The sequence below is a fragment of the Alteromonas sp. AWJ4_197 genome, assembly GCF_056160285.1.
On sequence record NZ_JBSWWW010000007.1, the window covers coordinates 382,562 to 399,877 of the forward strand.

The following is a 17,316-nucleotide window of genomic DNA, read 5'->3' on the forward strand; positions in this document are numbered from 1 at the left end:
TCACAATATGATCATAACTATTGGTTCTTATGAAAATAACCGTCATAATATAACACCGTGTTAAAGAATATTTCCTAAACGTAGCAAGGCACAATAATGCAAGAAAGCGTGATGAAAGCGTGGTGGGATTCCTCGCATATGGCGGGCGCCAATGCTGCCTATGTGGAAGAGCTGTACGAAATGTACATCGACAATCCACAAAGCGTTTCAGATACATGGCGTCAAGTGTTCGATACCCTACCGAAAGTTGACGGCGTAGAACTGGAAAGCAACCATACGTCAATTCGTAATCAATTCAGGCAGCTCGCTGCCCTTGGACCAACAGCCAGGATGTCTTCATCTGCCAGTCAGGAAGGCTCCGCTCCTTCAGATGACCGTCAGGTTAAAGTTCTTCAGCTGATTAACGCGTATCGTTTTCGTGGTCACCAGAATGCAAATCTCGACCCGCTTGGACTTTGGAAACAAACTAAAGCCCGCGATTTGGATCTCTCTCATCACTCTCTGACAGATGCAGACCTCGACGTTAACTTTAATGTCGGTTCGTATGCTATCGGTCAGGACAGCATGTCGCTACGTGACCTGTTTAAATCTCTTAACCGCACTTACTGCGAATCTATCGGTGCAGAATACATGCACATTACCGATACTGAGCAGAAGCGCTGGTTACAACAACGCATTGAATCTGTAGAAGCCAGCCCGCAAATCTCTAAAGAAGAGAAGCTTGCTATCCTTAAAGGGCTGACAGCTGCTGATGGTATGGAAAAATACCTGGGTGCAAAATTCCCGGGTGCCAAGCGCTTCTCACTGGAAGGTGGTGATGCACTGGTTCCTATGCTTAAAGGCCTTATTACTGAAGCCGGAACCGTTGGCACTAAAGAAGTGGTAATCGGTATGGCTCACCGTGGCCGTCTGAACGTACTTATTAATGTGCTGGGTAAAAACCCGTCTGTATTGTTCGACGAGTTCTCCGGAAAACATGACAACACGTTGGGTTCCGGTGACGTTAAGTATCACGCAGGTTTCTCTTCAGACTTCGCAACGCCCGGCGGTAATGTTCACCTGGCGCTGGCGTTTAACCCGTCTCACCTTGAAATTGTTAACCCGGTAGTGATGGGCTCTGTACGTGCACGTATTGACCGCCGCAATGACGATTTCAATAAAGTGCTGCCAATTACCATTCACGGTGACTCTGCGATTGCCGGTCAGGGTGTTGTGCAGGAAACCTTTAACATGTCTCAGACACGTGGTTTCGCTGTGGGCGGTACAGTGCGTATCGTAATCAACAACCAGGTTGGTTTCACAACGTCCAAGACTGAAGATACCCGTTCGACTCAGTATTGTACTGACATTGCGAAGATGGTTCAGGCGCCTATTTTCCACGTGAATTCTGACGATCCTGAAGCGGTGATGTTTGTGACTAAACTGGCCCTTGAGTATCGTAATAAATTCAAAAAAGACGTGGTTATCGATCTGGTTTGTTACCGTCGTCATGGTCACAATGAGTCTGATGAGCCGAACGCGACTCAGCCATTGATGTATCAAAAAATTAAAAAGCATCCTGTTCCCCGTCAGATCTATGCTGACCAATTAATTGCTGAGGGTACAATTGAAAGTCGTGATGCTGAACGTTTCATTGAAGAATACCGTGCAGCATTAGATCATGGTGCCTGTGTGGTAGAAGAATGGCGTCCGATGACAGAGCATTCTGTAGACTGGACTCCGTATATTGGTCACGATTGGGATGCACCTTACGATGGCAGTTTGTCTATCGAAAAACTGAAGTCTCTTGCTGAAAGCATCAGTAGTTATCCGGAAGACTTCAAACTGCATTCACGTGTAAATAAGGTCTATCAGGACCGTAAGGCCATGGCATCCGGTGAGAAACCTCTTGACTGGGGTATGGCTGAAAACCTGGCGTACGCATCGATTGTTGACGATGGAAGCAGCATCCGTATGACCGGTCAGGACTCAGGTCGTGGTACCTTCTTCCACCGTCATGCCGTACTGCACAACCAAACTGACGCTTCAACCTTTATGCCTTTACAGAATATCCGTGAAGGTCAGGGTGAAATCGAAATCTTCGATTCTGTATTATCAGAAGAAGCTGTTATGGCGTTCGAATACGGCTTTGCTACCGCGGAACCCGGTACGTTGACTATCTGGGAAGCGCAGTTCGGTGACTTTGCTAACGGCGCTCAGGTTGTCTTTGACCAGTTCTTAAGTTCAGGTGAAGCGAAGTGGGGCCGTCTGTGTGGTCTGACTGTGTTACTTCCACACGGTTACGAAGGGCAGGGCCCGGAACACAGTTCTGCACGTCTCGAACGTTTCCTGCAATTATGTGCTGACCACAACTGGCAGGTATGTATCCCTTCTACGCCGGCTCAGGTGTTCAATATGATTCGTCGTCAGGTTGTACGTCCAATGCGTAAGCCTCTGATTGTCATGTCACCTAAGTCATTACTGCGTCACCCGCTGGCTATCTCTTCTTTAGAAGAATTGTCTGAAGGCGTGTTCAAGAACGTTATCGGTGAGATTGATGATATCGATCCGGCTGGCGTGAAACGCGTGGTGATGTGTTCAGGTAAAGTGTACTACGATCTGCTTGACCAGCGTCGTAAGAATGAACAGACCGATGTGGCTATCATCCGTCTCGAACAGTTGTATCCGTTCCCTCAGGAAGAAGCAGCAAAAATTGTTGCCGAATACAGCCATGTTAAAGATTGGGTATGGTGTCAGGAAGAGCCTCAAAATCAGGGCGCCTGGTACAGCAGCCAGCATCACTTCTGGCAAGCCATCCCTGATGGTGCAAAATTATCATATGCGGGACGTGAAGCATCGGCTTCTCCTGCCGTAGGCTATCTATCCGTTCACAACCAGCAACAGAAAGCCCTGGTTGAAGACGCACTCACGATTAAATAAAGGAACAGTGATGACAATTGAGATAAAAGTTCCGGTTCTGCCTGAATCAGTTGCCGATGCGACCATTGCAACTTGGCATGTTAAAGCCGGTGATGCAGTTAAGCGCGATCAAAACCTGGTTGATATTGAGACCGATAAAGTGGTTCTGGAAGTAGTAGCACCTGCTGACGGTGTTATCGGAGAAATCCTGAACGAAGAAGGCGCGACTGTATTAGGTGAGCAAGTGATTGCGAAGCTGAGCGAAGGCGGTGAAGCACCGGCTAAATCAGAAAGCAAATCTTCTGAAGCTAAAGCTGAATCTAAAGAAGCAGCACCGGCAGCTTCCGGCAAAACCAGCGATGTAAAAGTACCAGTACTGCCTGAGTCAGTTGCTGATGCAACCATTGCTACATGGCATGTTGCTGTGGGTGAAGCAGTAAGTCGCGACCAGAACCTGGTTGATATTGAAACAGATAAAGTGGTTCTGGAAGTGGTTGCGCCGGCAGATGGTTCTCTGGCAGAAATTCTGGCAGAAGAAGGTGCTACAGTAACGGCTGAAGAAGTGATTGCTAAGTTTGTTGAAGGTGCGGCTTCCGGTAAAGCGGCTCCTGCAGCGGCTGAAGAAGCTGACGACAGCGATGATGGCGATGCGTTAAGCCCGTCTGTACGTCGTTTACTTGCTGAAAAAGGCGTTGATGCGTCTAAAGTAAAAGGTACCGGCAAAAACGGTCGTATCACCAAAGAAGACGTTGAACAGTATCTGAAAGGCGGTAGTGCAGCACCTAAAGCTGCAGCTACAGCGGCTGAACCGGCAGCTAACCTGCCTGTTGGTGACCGCAGCGAAAAACGTGTTCCTATGACACGTCTTCGTAAAACAATCGCTACCCGTCTGCTGGAAGCGAAAAACTCGACTGCGATGCTGACAACCTTCAATGAAGTGAATATGAAGCCAATCATGGATCTGCGTAAGCAGTATCAGGATAGCTTCGAGAAGCGTCACGGCATTCGTCTTGGTTTCATGTCTTTCTACGTGAAAGCAGTCACTGAAGCGTTGAAACGTTTCCCTGAAGTAAATGCATCTCTTGACGGTGATGACATTTGCTACCACAACTATTTTGATATCTCTATCGCGGTTTCTACCCCGCGTGGTCTGGTAACGCCAGTGCTGAAAGACACTGACAATCTGGGCATGGCAGGTATTGAAAAAGGCATCAAAGATCTGGCTCTGAAAGGTCGTGACGGTAAACTGTCAATGGCTGATCTGCAGGGCGGTAACTTCACCATTACTAACGGTGGTGTGTTCGGTTCTCTGTTGTCTACGCCAATCATTAACCCGCCACAAAGCGCGATTCTGGGTATGCACAAGATCCAGGAACGTCCAATGGCAGTGAATGGCAAAGTAGAAATTCTTCCTATGATGTACCTGGCCCTGTCTTATGACCACCGTATTATCGATGGCAAAGAGTCAGTTGGCTTCCTGGTTACTGTGAAGGAAATGCTTGAAGATCCAACACGTCTGTTACTGGACGTATAAGTTTTCAGGTAGTCATTGTGTGCAGGCAGCAACCCGTTGCTGCCCGTCACAGCGCTGGTTTCGAAGAATGAGGCCGGTCATACTAATCAAGTCGCATAAGCGACTTTTGTCTTACTAAAAATCGGATAGAAACACCATGAATTTGCATGAATACCAAGGTAAGCAGCTATTCAAAGAATACGGTTTACCTGTTTCTGAAGGATACGCATCAGACACACCAGAAGGTGCTGTAGAAGCGGCCGACCGCATCGGCGGTGACGAGTGGGTTGTGAAATGTCAGGTACATGCCGGTGGTCGCGGTAAAGCGGGCGGCGTTAAACTTGTAAAAGATAAAGAAGACATTCGCGCATTTGCAGAGAAGTGGCTTGGCAAGAACCTGGTAACTTTCCAAACTGATGAGAAAGGTCAGCCAGTAAGCAAAATCTTAGTTGAATCTTGCACTGATATCGCAAACGAATTGTACTTAGGCGCGGTTGTTGACCGTGGTACACGTCGCGTTGTTTTCATGGCATCTACTGAAGGCGGTGTTGAAATCGAGACCGTTGCAGAAGAAACGCCTGAAAAAATCCTGAAAGCTGAAATCGACCCAATCGTTGGTCCTCAGCCTTATCAGGCACGTGAAATGGCATTCAAACTGGGTCTGGAAGGCGTACAAGTAAAACAATTTACGCAAATCTTCCTGGGTCTGGCGAAAATGTTCGAAGACCTTGACCTGGCGCTGATCGAAATCAACCCGCTGGTAATCAAGACTGACGGTAACCTGCACTGCCTTGACGCCAAACTGGGCGTAGACGGTAACGCACTGTATCGTCAGAAGAAAGTGAAAGAAATGCACGATCCTTCACAGGAAGATGCCCGTGAAGCACATGCTGCCTCTTTCGAGCTGAACTACGTTGCACTTGACGGTAACGTTGGCTGTATGGTTAACGGTGCAGGTCTGGCCATGGGTACCATGGACATCGTAAACCTGCACGGCGGTAAGCCTGCAAACTTCCTGGATGTTGGTGGCGGCGCGACTAAAGAGCGTGTAGCTGAAGCATTCAAAATCATTCTGTCTGACAGCAATGTTAAAGCAGTACTGGTAAACATCTTCGGTGGTATCGTGCGTTGTGACATGATCGCTGAAGGTATCATCGGCGCAGTAAAAGAAGTAGGCGTTGAAGTACCGGTTGTTGTACGTCTTGAAGGTACAAATGCTGATCTTGGCCGTGACGTTCTTGCTAACTCAGGTCTGGATATCATCGCTGCTGAATCGCTGACTGATGCAGCAGAAAAAGTTGTTGCTGCAGCGGAGGGCAAATAATGTCAGTTTTAATTAATAAAGACACCAAAGTAATCTGTCAGGGTTTCACTGGTGGTCAGGGTACTTTCCACTCTGAACAGGCTATTGCTTACGGTACGCAAATGGTTGGCGGTGTAACGCCGGGCAAAGGCGGTACTGAGCACTTAGGTCTGCCAGTATTCAACACTGTACGTGACGCGGTAGAAGCGACGGGTGCGACTGCATCTGTTATCTACGTACCGGCTCCTTTCTGTAAAGATTCAATCGTTGAAGCGGCTGATGCCGGTATCGAGCTGATCGTTTGTATCACAGAAGGTATTCCTACGCTGGACATGCTTTACGTTAAAGAATACGTAAATGCGAAAGGCGTTCGCATGATCGGTCCTAACTGTCCGGGTGTTATCACTCCGGGTGAGTGTAAGATTGGTATCATGCCTGGTCACATCCACAAGCCTGGTAAAGTAGGTATTGTTTCCCGCTCTGGTACGCTGACGTACGAAGCGGTTAAACAAACTACTGACGAAGGTTTCGGCCAGTCAACCTGTGTTGGTATCGGTGGTGACCCAATCCCGGGTTCTAACTTCATCGACATTTTGAAAATGTTCCAGGATGATCCACAGACTGAAGCGATTGTTATGATCGGTGAAATCGGTGGTACTGCTGAAGAAGAAGCGGCTGCGTTTATCAAAGAAAACGTAACTAAGCCGGTTGTTTCTTACATCGCGGGTGTTACTGCTCCTCCGGGTAAGCGCATGGGCCACGCCGGTGCAATTATCGCAGGTGGTAAAGGTACTGCAGACGACAAATTCGCAGCCCTTGAAGCAGCAGGCGTTAAGACTGTTCGCTCACTGGCTGACATCGGTAAAGCACTGCGCGAGCAGACCGGCTGGTAAGCCCCGCTTTTTGATGATTATAAAGCCCGCTGATAGCGGGCTTTTTTAATATAAATCAATGGTTACTCTTTCTGATCCTGTATCGTGAACTATAGTTATCGCTATATCCAGCCTGTTCATGATGAATTGAGGGAAGCCTATGTTTTTTGGAAAGAAGAAAACCACTACTACTCAGGTTACATCGTCAGTACTGACCCGTTCAAAAAGTCTGCAAAGTAATCAAATTTCTGAATCATTTCTCAGAGAGCTGGTATTCGATGAAGGCACGGCGCTGATCATTGCTTTTGTCTCTCCTCACCTTGATTTTGCATCTGTAAGCAGACAGATAACCCAATCTGCCAACTTCTGTAAACATGTCATCACAATCATGACTTCAGGTGAGTTAGGTGGTGGCACGACACTTTATCATCCGGCTCCGGAGCGATGGGACAACATTGTTATACATAGTTTTTCTTCTGCGCTGATTAGCCAAATCAGTATTCACGGCGTGCCTCTATACAGTGATGATATTAAAAAGGGTAAGCCGGTAATGCCTCCTGCTGAACGGGTTAAACGCATCGCTTCAGAGTTAGCCAAAGTAAATGTACCTTTTGATATAGGTAGCAGGGACACCTTTGCCTTGACCTATTTTGACGGCATAACAGCCAGTGAGGATTTTTTCACTCAGGCATTGTACAAAGTGAAACGGTTCCCCTGCTTCTTCATAGGTGGCAGTGCAGGGGGAAAGCTGGATTTTAAACAGGCTGACATTGCCCTTAACGGAGAAATAAAATCAAATCAGGTTTTACTCGCATTCTGTAAGTTATCCCGAAACTACCGTTACGGGATCATGAAAAGCCATAACTTTGTAACCACGGGTACGGGTTTTACTGTAGCTAAATTTGACCCGCTTACCCGGACCCTGCATTCAGTGCTTGATAAAGATATGTCGCTGCGCACACCAGTTGATGCATTAGCACGGCATTTTAAATGTTCTGTTGGAGAACTGGACAGCAAACTGACCAGTCACTCATTCGGTATTGATATCGACAAGAGTATTTATATTCGCTCAGTAGCTTCAATCAACGATGATGGCAGCATCCGTTTCTTCAGCGACATGGGGTTTGGCGAATACTTACAACTGGTTAAGGCCACAGATTTTAAACAATCTTTGCAGCGGGACTTTGATAATTTTCTGAGAGGAAAAAACGGAAAACCTGTGGCGCTGATTGCCAATGACTGTATTTTAAGGCGGTTAAACAATCCGGATAATTTAAGCGGGATTGGTACTTTTGATCAGGTGGTTGTGTCAGGTTTTTCCACATTTGGTGAATATCTGGGCTTACACCAGAATCAGACTGTAACCGCCATCGGTTTCTTCAAACATGATGAGCAACAGTCCTATTTTGATGAATATGTTACCAATTTCCCGTTTCACCTGGCCGCATTTTCAAATTATCACATGCAGGCAAAACTTATCAGTATGAGCAATATCAATATGTTGCAGAGCAAGTTAATTGAGCAGACTGAGAAATTTCATCCCTTACTCAAAGAATCAACCGGACAGTTAAAGTTTGTTGCATCTCAGGCCAGTGATTCAGCTAACCGTCAGTTAGATCTTGGAAAACAATTTGATTTCTTCATGCAACAAATTGCCCGTCAGGAGCATGAACGAACTGAATTATCTGGTGGTATGGACAGGCTTCGTGAAAGTGCAGAGAAGATTGTAAACATTATTCAGTCTATCAGCGGTATTGCTGAACAAACTAACTTGCTGGCGTTAAATGCTGCGATTGAGGCTGCACGTGCAGGTGAAGCAGGGCGTGGTTTTGCCGTTGTGGCTGACGAAGTCAGAGCGCTTAGTCAGCGTACCCAGTCGAGTCTCAAAGAAACCGGCGATACGATCAACGAAGTCTCTGCGTCTATAGACGGGATATCCTCTGCTATCGACAGTATTAACGGATTGCTTCAGGAAATTGAGTCTGGATCGGTAAGTTTAAGCAGCGAATTAGCGGCCTTATCGGAGTCTTCTTCCGGTGCAAGTCAACGTGCTGAAGAAGGTATTAAGCGGGCAGATGCGGCATACAGTCAGATGCAGGAAATTGAAGCCGAAACTCAATTGATAGATAAACTAAATCAGCTTGCTAAATCCCAATAGAATAAATGGCCGGTAAATCGATTTTGCCGGCTGTTCCTCTTACAGGCATACCGTTTTTACATCTGTTAAAACAAGTCCTCTCAGATATCACATTCGCGTCAATAAACTTAATCGATACAGTCCATGCATTTAAAAGGTTTAAAGAGACAGCCGGTCATCCGGTTGCCTCTCCAACGGCATTACTACAATGTTAAGTTATTGTTTTAATTGTTTTATGAATACGTATGCAGATGATTGAGCAATTTTTATCTACCCGATAGGATGCACGCGACACAGAGAATTGTCATTTAACGGTAATAAAAATAACTAATGGCGTTCTCAGGAACTGTTTCGCGGCGGGCCCCAACCAGCGTACCGGCAGCCCATTCTGGCGGTATGTTACCGCCGCGATTACAGATTGCCCGCATAACCTTAGGGAAAGATTGATGACACAATTTAAACCAAATTTAATTCAAATGGCGATGATCGCCACCGGATTATCCCTTACCTCTGTACCCGTATTCGCACAATCTGACGACACACAGGCGGAAGATAATGTAGAAGTTATCCAGGTTTCAGGGATCCGCGGAAGCCTTCAGCGTGCTCAGGCTATCAAGATGGACAGCACCTCTATCGTTGAAGCGTTGTCAGCAGAAGATATCGGTAAACTGCCTGACACCAGTATTGCAGAATCATTGTCCCGTTTGCCCGGTCTTGCGGGTGAACGTCGTAACGGACGTACCAGCGGTATTTCAGTCCGGGGTTTTAACGAGAACTATGTAGGTACATCTCTTAACGGTCGTGAACTGTTAGGTATGGGTGACAACCGTGGTGTTGAATTCGACCTTTATCCTACCGAAATCATTTCTAACATTCTGGTGTATAAAACACCTGAAGCCGGCATGACTACGCAAAACATTGGCGGTTCTATTGATTTGCAAACCGTTAAGCCGCTATCTGCAGAAAGTACTGTTACCCTCAACGGTACATTAGAAAAGAACAAAGAAGATGCTGCGAACCCTGATTTTGATAATCAGGGACACCGTTTGTCCTTTAACTTCGTTGATCAATTTCTTGATAATACGTTAGGTGTGGCGCTTACGGTTGCGACCATGGAGTCACCACGTCAGGAACAACAGTTCCGTGGCTGGGGTTATGCTGATGCGAATCCGGATAAAGCGGCCAGCGGTGTTGATGTGCCGGAAGGAACACTGGTTCTGGGCGGTCATGACTCCTTTGCCCGATCTGCCATGATGAACCGTGATTCTGTCGCTGCAGTTATCCAATGGGCCCCGCAGGATCAATTAAATATTCAGTTCGACGCCCTGTATATCGATTTCCTCGAAGATGATGCCCGTCGCGGTGTTGAAGAAGGTGGTGCAGAGTGGGGAACCGGTGACTACACGATTACCGGCGTTGAAGATGGCCTGGTCACTTCGGGCTATTACGATGGCTTCTACAGTGTGGTACGCAATGACGTACGCCGGCAGGAAGCTGAGCTGAAAACCTTTGGTTTGAATGTTGAGTACATGCTCAATAATGACTGGAGTATCAAAGCAGATATTTCAACCGGCAGCGTCGATAAAACTATTACTGACGTAGAAAGTTACTCCGGTGTGGGCCGTACCGGTACTGACGGACGTCCCATGACAGCACGTTCGTGGGAAATGACATCCACCGGCGTGATGTATTCAGATCATCCTGAAATTGCGCCGGTTGATTTAACCGACGCCAGCCTGATCACACTGGCAGGACCGCAAACATGGGGTGCTCCCATTGTTGGTGGTGACGCCCAGGATGGCTTTGTTAACCAGCCTGTATTTGAAGAGAGCCTGGATTCCTTCCGTCTTTCTACGGAAGGTTTTGTGGAATGGGGAATTTTCTCCGGTCTGGAAGTCGGCATGGTGTATTCTGACCGTGAAAAATCTAAGGTAAATAACGGCGCTTATCTGACTGCTCCGTCTTATCCTGGTGACGCAGCTATTCCTGAAGTACTTGGTGTTGTCTCCCTTGATTTCATAGGCATCAATGGTGTGCTGGCGTACGATTCTATTGGCTTGTATGACAGCGGATATTATATTGCTACAGACGCAAAGCTGGTTGATGCCGGTCGTCTGGGTGATACATACACCGTGAATGAAAAACTCACCACATTGTACGGTAAACTGGATATTGATACCTCTGTAGACGATATCTACATCCGCGGTAATGTGGGTGTTCAGGTTGTGCGTGCCGATCAAAGTTCTCAGGGCTTCAGTACTTCTGTTAATCAGGATGGTCTGGTGGAAGCTGTGCCTGTTACGGGCGGAACCGATTACACAGATGTATTGCCGACTCTGAACCTCAGCGCAGAATTTGCCGAAGGCCAGTTTCTGAGAATGGGATTAAGTAAAGTACTGACCCGTCCGCGTATGGATGATATGCGTCCGAATACTCAGGTGACTTTCTCTTATAACAACACCAATATTCTTTCCAATAATGTTGAGAACGGTCCATGGGGTGGCAGCTCCGGAAACCCTGAGTTGCGTCCTTACGAAGCAAATCAGTTCGACTTGTCCTACGAGAATTATTTTGCTGATACTGGTTACGTAGCCTTGTCTTATTTCTTTAAAGACATTAAGAACTGGCATCGCGAGAACGGATTATTGTCTGACTTTACTCAGGACTACATTCCGGAAATTCACCATACCCAGGATGAAGCCGCATTAGCTCCGGTGTTGTTCGAAGGTTATAAAACCAAGCCTCAGGACGGCTTTGAAGGTCTGGTCCGCGGTTATGAGATCCAGATGAGTCTGCCGCGCGATCTTATTGCTGATGCACTGTCCGGATTTGGTGTGTTTGCCAGTGTCACATTCATGGACGGTCATGCTGACGCCGCCGGTGAGGGTGGTGAAACACGGATCCCGGGATTATCCGATGAAAACTACAGCCTGACTGTTTTCTATGAAAACAGCGGTTTCGAAGTGCGGGTAGCCGGTACCAAACGTTCTGATTATCTTACAGAAGCCCGTGGTCTGAGTCTGGCCTTGTCTGATACCACCAACCAGGGTGGTACTTTCATCGACGCACAGATTGGCTATGACTTCAGTGAGTCTGGTATTGAATCACTGGAAGGCCTGCGTGTCACTTTACAGGCTCAAAACCTGACCGACGAAGACGATATTCAGACATCGGGAACTGACAGCCGTCAGGTCCTGCTGTATCAGGCTTATGGCGCTAACTACCTGTTAGGTTTCAACTACACCTTCTGATCGCTTTTTAGCCGATAACCGGTGAATAAGCCGTCTGTACGTCAGTGCAGACGGTTTTTTTAATTACAGCCATCGATTTTTCCCGTCTGCAAAATTTACCCTGCCCGGATAATATTTCCCTGTTGTCGGGGAGACATCACATACTGGTGCACATCCTGCCAGCGTTTTAATCTGCAGTTTTCCTGTTAAGCTTCTGTTTTAGTTATTCATTTCATTAGTCATGGATCAGCTGCACGATTGGTACAATATATGCTGGTCTTACCAGATAGAGAGTGAAAGACAGGAAGACTAAAATGAGCGGGATTAAATCAGCACTGGTAGTTGAAGGCGGGGCAATGCGGGGGATCTTTGCCGCGGGTGTGCTCGACAAATTCATGGAAGAAAAACACTACGGATTTGATTTCGCCATCGGTGTTTCTGCAGGTGCAACAAATCTTTCTACCTATGTGTCCGGTGCACAGGGTCTGAGTAAGACAATCATCACTGAGTTTGCAACGAAAGCCGAATTTTTCAGTCCCCTTCGTTTTATAAAGGGGGGGCACATGACAGATGTCCACTGGTTATGGCATCACGCGAAAACGGTTTTAGGTATACCTGTACCGGGTGAACAAAGTGCAATTCCTCTCTACGTAGGTGTCACAAATACACAAACCGGCAAATGTGGATATCATCTGGCCACACCGGATACTGTTGACGATTTGATGGTAGCTTCTTGTGCAATACCTACAGCATTCAGGGAACAGCCGGTGATCAATGGCGTACCTTATGTAGACGGCGGAGTAGGGGATTCAATACCGGTTAAACATGCCTACGGGATGGGAGCCAGAGACATTACCGTGGTGCTGTCACAGCCTGCGGGATTTTCCAAGCCTGAAGTGAAAAACGCCTGGCTACTGACTAAGCTGTACGGTCATCAGCCTGCTTTGCTCGAAACCATGCTTCAAAGGGCGCGCATGTATAATGAAACGCTGGCCTTTCTGAATAATCCTCCTGCCGATTGTAAAATCACCGTAATCGCACCGGATGCCGGATTTTGTGTAAAACGACTCACGATGGATAAGCGTAAACTATTACTTGGCTATGCGCAGGGAAGAAGGATGGCCAGACGGCTGTTATCCTCCCGTAAAAGGCTCGCAGCATAACAGTAAATATTTTTCTTTGCCTGCTGGTTAAGCGGATTGCTTTTTGCGATACTGCCGCGGTTTTTCCAGCGGGGTACTTAATGTCATCGTCAAAACTTTCATATATCGGTCTGGTTAACCCGAAAAGTCCGGTGAATGTGGCCTCAGTGCTCCGTGGCGCGGGTTGTTTTAATGCCAGCGCTGTGTATTACACCGGTGAACGGTATACCCGGGCCAGAGAGTTCTATGCGGACACCAAAGACATACATAAACAAATACCCGTTGAGGCTGTTTCTGATTTGCAACAGGTCATCCCCGAAGGCACAAAAGTTGTTGTAATTGAACTGGTTGAAGGAGCAATTCCGCTACCTGAATATCAGCATCCGGCTAACGCATTTTATATATTCGGGCCCGAGGACGGTTCCGTGCCTGCCAGTCTGGTTGCACGGGCCGATGATGTTGTTTATGTGCCAACGACAGGTTGTATGAATCTGGCTGCGACAGCGAATGTCGTGCTTTATGACCGGCTTGCAAAAAGCCAGTATCAGCATGGTGACGAGCTTATAAGAGCTTCGCGGGACCGTAATAATCAGTTACGGACTGAGAAATCCTGAGGTCTTGTAAAATGGTGTTTCCATATGGCAACACCCTGGTAACCATATCTTTGAAAGTGTCAGAGTTTTTTACGATCTCACGCTTAGATCCGGATGTTGTGACACGGGATCTAAAATTATCTCACCCTCAATTAAATTAATTTACGCTTATGAATTTGCCTGGGCTGAACGAAATTTCGGCAGGTTTTTCATAGGTTTAGATTTGCCGGTTACAATTAATAACAAATTAAATCATACAGTTATGAAATTAGTTTTCATTTTGCATAAAAAAACTGAGGTTTAAGTCTTACTTAAAAATATTATTAATACTCTTTGATAGTATTGCGGGTTCATAACTATTTTCGATGATCCTGATAAAGTGGTCTGAAACTTGTTTAAGAAAGTACGCAATGGGTTTATACAAAAAATACAAAAACCTATAAAAGTTGACGCTGTTAGTATGCATTTGAGTTGTGGCATTAATAATTATAATCCGTTATTCAACTGATCTCACAGGGTGACTCTCACACCTCACGGGTGTGGTTTGTTTGGTTAGTCACGGAAGCACCAAGTAAGACTCATTAATAGAATAAAAAATCCTCTTTCGAATCGTTGGGAGTCAGAGTGAAACGTCGCTTGTTAAACGCTTTTAAAAAAGTGCATCAAGTACCTGGTGTCAAACATATGGTAAAGCCTCTTGTCAGGCGCCAGATGAACAAAGCCATAGATGCAGCCGCCAATCACTTCTTTGAGCACTTTACCCTTGTTGTGGCAAATGAAGAAAAAGATCAGAGAGCCTGTTTTCGTACACGCCATCAGGTGTACTGCGAGGAAATGGGGTTTGAGGAAGTGCGTCAAACCAAAATGGAGTTTGACGAATTCGATGAATATGCGATCAGTTGTTATATACAGCACAAGGCCACCGGAGATTGCGCCGGTACTATCCGCGTGGTTATGCCTCAGCACAGCGGACAGGTACTGCCAATAGAGCAAAATTGTGCAGATGCCATCCGGATGGATGAGAACAGTCCGAGCCGCTTGCCGCGCCACTCGGTGTGTGAAATTTCCCGCCTGGCCATTCCAAAACGCTTTCGCCGTCGCGAAACCGATACAAATCTTTCTCCGGTGACGGGTAAGTCACTCGACAAAGGTTTCAAAAGAACCAAACCCGATCGAAATTTCCCTTATCTCACACTGGCACTGTATTTCTTTGCTGCAACAATTTGTGTGCTGAGGGATGTAGAAAATGTATACGTTATGATGGAGCCGAAACTGGCCAGAAGTCTGCGTATGCTTGGCATTGAGTTCAATCAGCTTGGTCAGGTTATTGAATATCATGGTAAGCGTGCAGCCTACCGCTTGTCTCCTGAAGAGTTTTTCCATCAAATCTCACCGTCGCTGCATCGTTTCTACAGAAAAATTATGAAAGAGCTGGAAGATGTACCGAACTTTGGTTCGATCCACAAACCAGTACCTTCCACATTGACAGGAAAAGGTCAAAAAACACGCGCTGCTTGATTATGAATACGTATGTTTATTGCTGAAAAAGACCGGGTCGTTATGCTCGGTTTTTTTATGCATGGAGTTTGCTTGTCGTGTCAGCCACTTTACTTTCCATCCGGCTTCCCGCCATACTGGTATGTGTTATTTTTTCCAGTTTATTTGTTGTTGCCTGTCACACAGAACCTGGGGGCCCGATGACAGCAACCCCGTCAAAGACCAACGATACAAAATCGGATACCGCTGAAAAGCTGGTAATCTATCAGGTATTCACCCGATTGTTTGGTAATACCAATACGACCAACAAACCCTGGGGAACCATCGAAGAAAACGGGTCAGGTAAATTCAGTGATTTTTCAGAAAAGGCCCTGGATGAAATCAGTGCGCTTGGCGCAAACTGGATCTGGTATACCGGTGTTCCCCATCACGCTTCAGTAACGGATTATTCTGCTTACGGCATTGCAGGGGACGATCCGGATGTAGTTAAAGGACGAGCCGGTTCGCCTTACGCAGTGCGGGATTATTACAATGTGGACCCGGATCTTGCAGATGATCCGGCGAGCCGGCTTGAGGAGTTTGAAGCACTGATCTCCCGTACTCACGCAGCCGGCCTCAAGGTCATGATTGACATTGTGCCTAACCATGTTGCCAGACAGTACTATTCAGTAGTGAGACCACAGAGCAGCTTTGGCGCCCGTGACGACACATCGGTCACCTACAGTAAAAATAATAATTTTTACTATATCCCGGGAGAACCTTTTGAGGTCCCGGATTTCACCTCGGCAACAAAACCGTTAGGTGGTGCAGCACATCCTCTGGCAGACGGTCATTTTGATGAATCACCGGCCCGCTGGACAGGTAATGGTTCCCGTTATGCTAAACCTGATGTCAATGACTGGTATGAAACCGTTAAAATTAACTACGGTGTTACGCCGTCGGGTGACCATGAATTCCCTGATGTACCGGAAGAGCTGCGTTTTGCGCCGGCTCAGGCTCACTATCAGTACTGGTCTGATAAAGTTGTACCGGATTCGTGGGTAAAGTTTAAAGATATCACACAGTACTGGCTGGATAAGGGCGTAGACGGGTTTCGCTATGATATGGCTGAAATGGTGCCGGTGGCGTTCTGGTCATATTTAAACAGTCACATTAAGCACACTTCTGCGGATGCGGTATTGCTTGCTGAAGTCTATCAGCCAGCGCTTTACCGTGACTATTTGCAGTTGGGTAAAATGGATTACCTGTATGACAAGGTGGATTTTTATGACTCACTTAAAGATGTTATGCAGGATAATGGCGATGTCGCAAAACTGACTGATATTCAGGAACAATACGGAGATATCCGTCAGCATCTTCTTCATTTTCTTGAAAACCATGATGAACAACGAATAGCCAGTCCTGAGTTTGCCGGAAATGCTGAGTCAGGCAAACCTGCTCTGGTTGTGTCTGCGCTTATCAGTGAGTCTCCGGTTTTGATTTACTTTGGTCAGGAAAATGGCGAAGACGGTAGTGAAGTCGCGGGATTCGGCCAGCCGTCCAGAACGTCTATTTTCGATTACATCGGGGTGCCGGCTCACCAGCGTTGGATGAACAACGGCAAATTTGATGGTGGACAATCAACCAAAGCAGAGCAGGCACTGCGTGATTATTATAAAACCGTACTGAATATCGCCGTTTCAACCCCGGCAGTGATATCCGGTAACTACCAGTCTTTACATCAGTCGTTAAAGGTAAACGGCCAGCTTTCTGATGCAAAGGTATTTGCTTTCGTGCGCTGGAACAATGATGACATTTTGATAAGTGTCAGTAATTTTTACAGTGAAAAAGAGGTGCTGGCAGAACTGGATTTGTCTGAATTACCCGCAGAATTTTCTGACTTGAGGGAGTTAGAGGATAAGTTGACCGGGGCCAGAGTGAAATCTGAAGTTAAAGACGGCAAACGAAGCATATTCTTTAAATTATCACCGAATCAATCGGTTATATTGACCATGTAAAGGGTTATGCGTAACCTTTTTCTGGCCGGTACTTGGCGGACTGCCTCCTCAGCCGCCATGTTTTCATGCCATCTCAGCGCAAGCCGGGAAGAATGACCACAAAGGAACAAACTGGAGTGCTGCACCACCTCCGG

10 protein-coding genes are annotated in these 17,316 nt (G+C 46.7%); all 10 read left to right on the forward strand.

Going from position 1 to position 17,316, the window contains the following annotated elements; translation table 11 throughout:
• Positions 1-96: 96 nt before the first annotated feature.
• The 10 genes from ACXAGC_RS17610 to ACXAGC_RS17655 all read left to right on the forward strand — a co-directional run bounded on the left by ACXAGC_RS17610 (position 97) and on the right by ACXAGC_RS17655 (position 17,182).
• Entirely contained in the window at positions 97-2,919 is a 2,823-nt protein-coding gene (locus ACXAGC_RS17610; protein WP_474845850.1) for a 2-oxoglutarate dehydrogenase E1 component, read from the forward strand.
• 10 nt (positions 2,920-2,929) lie between these two features.
• Positions 2,930-4,432: a 2-oxoglutarate dehydrogenase complex dihydrolipoyllysine-residue succinyltransferase gene (gene odhB, locus ACXAGC_RS17615; protein WP_474845852.1), complete on the forward strand. Its 1,503-nt coding sequence runs from the start codon at positions 2,930-2,932 to the stop codon at positions 4,430-4,432.
• Positions 4,433-4,568: 136 nt separating this feature from the next.
• Positions 4,569-5,735, forward strand: a complete 1,167-nt coding sequence (gene sucC / locus ACXAGC_RS17620; RefSeq protein ID WP_070124077.1) for an ADP-forming succinate--CoA ligase subunit beta — start codon at positions 4,569-4,571, stop codon at positions 5,733-5,735.
• On the forward strand, positions 5,735-6,607 hold the full coding sequence (sucD, locus tag ACXAGC_RS17625; protein ID WP_070124076.1) for a succinate--CoA ligase subunit alpha: 873 nt from the start codon (positions 5,735-5,737) through the stop codon (positions 6,605-6,607). The genes sucC and sucD overlap by 1 nt, the downstream gene beginning before the upstream one ends.
• Positions 6,608-6,746: 139 nt before the next feature.
• Positions 6,747-8,744 carry a methyl-accepting chemotaxis protein gene (locus ACXAGC_RS17630; RefSeq protein WP_474845854.1) on the forward strand — a complete coding sequence of 666 codons (1,998 nt, stop codon included), beginning with the start codon at positions 6,747-6,749 and terminating at the stop codon, positions 8,742-8,744.
• 425 nt (positions 8,745-9,169) lie between these two features.
• On the forward strand, positions 9,170-11,974 hold the full coding sequence (locus ACXAGC_RS17635) for a TonB-dependent receptor (RefSeq protein WP_474845856.1): 2,805 nt from the start codon (positions 9,170-9,172) through the stop codon (positions 11,972-11,974).
• A gap of 302 nt (positions 11,975-12,276) precedes the next feature.
• Positions 12,277-13,116, forward strand: a complete 840-nt coding sequence (locus ACXAGC_RS17640) for a patatin-like phospholipase family protein (RefSeq protein WP_474845981.1) — start codon at positions 12,277-12,279, stop codon at positions 13,114-13,116.
• An 80-nt stretch (positions 13,117-13,196) separates the two neighbouring features.
• A complete protein-coding gene (locus ACXAGC_RS17645) occupies positions 13,197-13,709 on the forward strand; it encodes an RNA methyltransferase (protein WP_474845858.1) in 513 nt (170 codons plus the stop codon).
• Positions 13,710-14,399: 690 nt separating this feature from the next.
• Positions 14,400-15,206 (forward strand): PEP-CTERM/exosortase system-associated acyltransferase, encoded by an 807-nt coding sequence (locus ACXAGC_RS17650; RefSeq protein WP_474845860.1) that lies wholly within the window; start codon positions 14,400-14,402, stop codon positions 15,204-15,206.
• Positions 15,207-15,385: 179 nt separating this feature from the next.
• The gene (locus ACXAGC_RS17655; RefSeq protein ID WP_474845862.1) at positions 15,386-17,182 is read left to right on the forward strand and encodes an alpha-amylase family protein; all 1,797 of its coding nucleotides are present in this window, start codon (positions 15,386-15,388) and stop codon (positions 17,180-17,182) included.
• Positions 17,183-17,316 lie beyond the last annotated feature (134 nt).

Excerpts from the sequence above, each read along its gene's own strand:
- ACXAGC_RS17610 (WP_474845850.1), top strand. The coding sequence starts at position 97 with ATGCAAGAAAGCGTGATGAAAGCGTGGTGGGATTCCTCGCATATGGCG.
- odhB (WP_474845852.1), top strand. The coding sequence starts at position 2,930 with ATGACAATTGAGATAAAAGTTCCGGTTCTGCCTGAATCAGTTGCCGAT.
- sucC (WP_070124077.1), top strand. The coding sequence starts at position 4,569 with ATGAATTTGCATGAATACCAAGGTAAGCAGCTATTCAAAGAATACGGT.
- sucD (WP_070124076.1), top strand. The coding sequence starts at position 5,735 with ATGTCAGTTTTAATTAATAAAGACACCAAAGTAATCTGTCAGGGTTTC.
- ACXAGC_RS17630 (WP_474845854.1), top strand. The coding sequence starts at position 6,747 with ATGTTTTTTGGAAAGAAGAAAACCACTACTACTCAGGTTACATCGTCA.
- ACXAGC_RS17635 (WP_474845856.1), top strand. The coding sequence starts at position 9,170 with ATGACACAATTTAAACCAAATTTAATTCAAATGGCGATGATCGCCACC.
- ACXAGC_RS17645 (WP_474845858.1), top strand. The coding sequence starts at position 13,197 with ATGTCATCGTCAAAACTTTCATATATCGGTCTGGTTAACCCGAAAAGT.
- ACXAGC_RS17650 (WP_474845860.1), top strand. The coding sequence starts at position 14,400 with ATGAACAAAGCCATAGATGCAGCCGCCAATCACTTCTTTGAGCACTTT.
- ACXAGC_RS17655 (WP_474845862.1), top strand. The coding sequence starts at position 15,386 with ATGACAGCAACCCCGTCAAAGACCAACGATACAAAATCGGATACCGCT.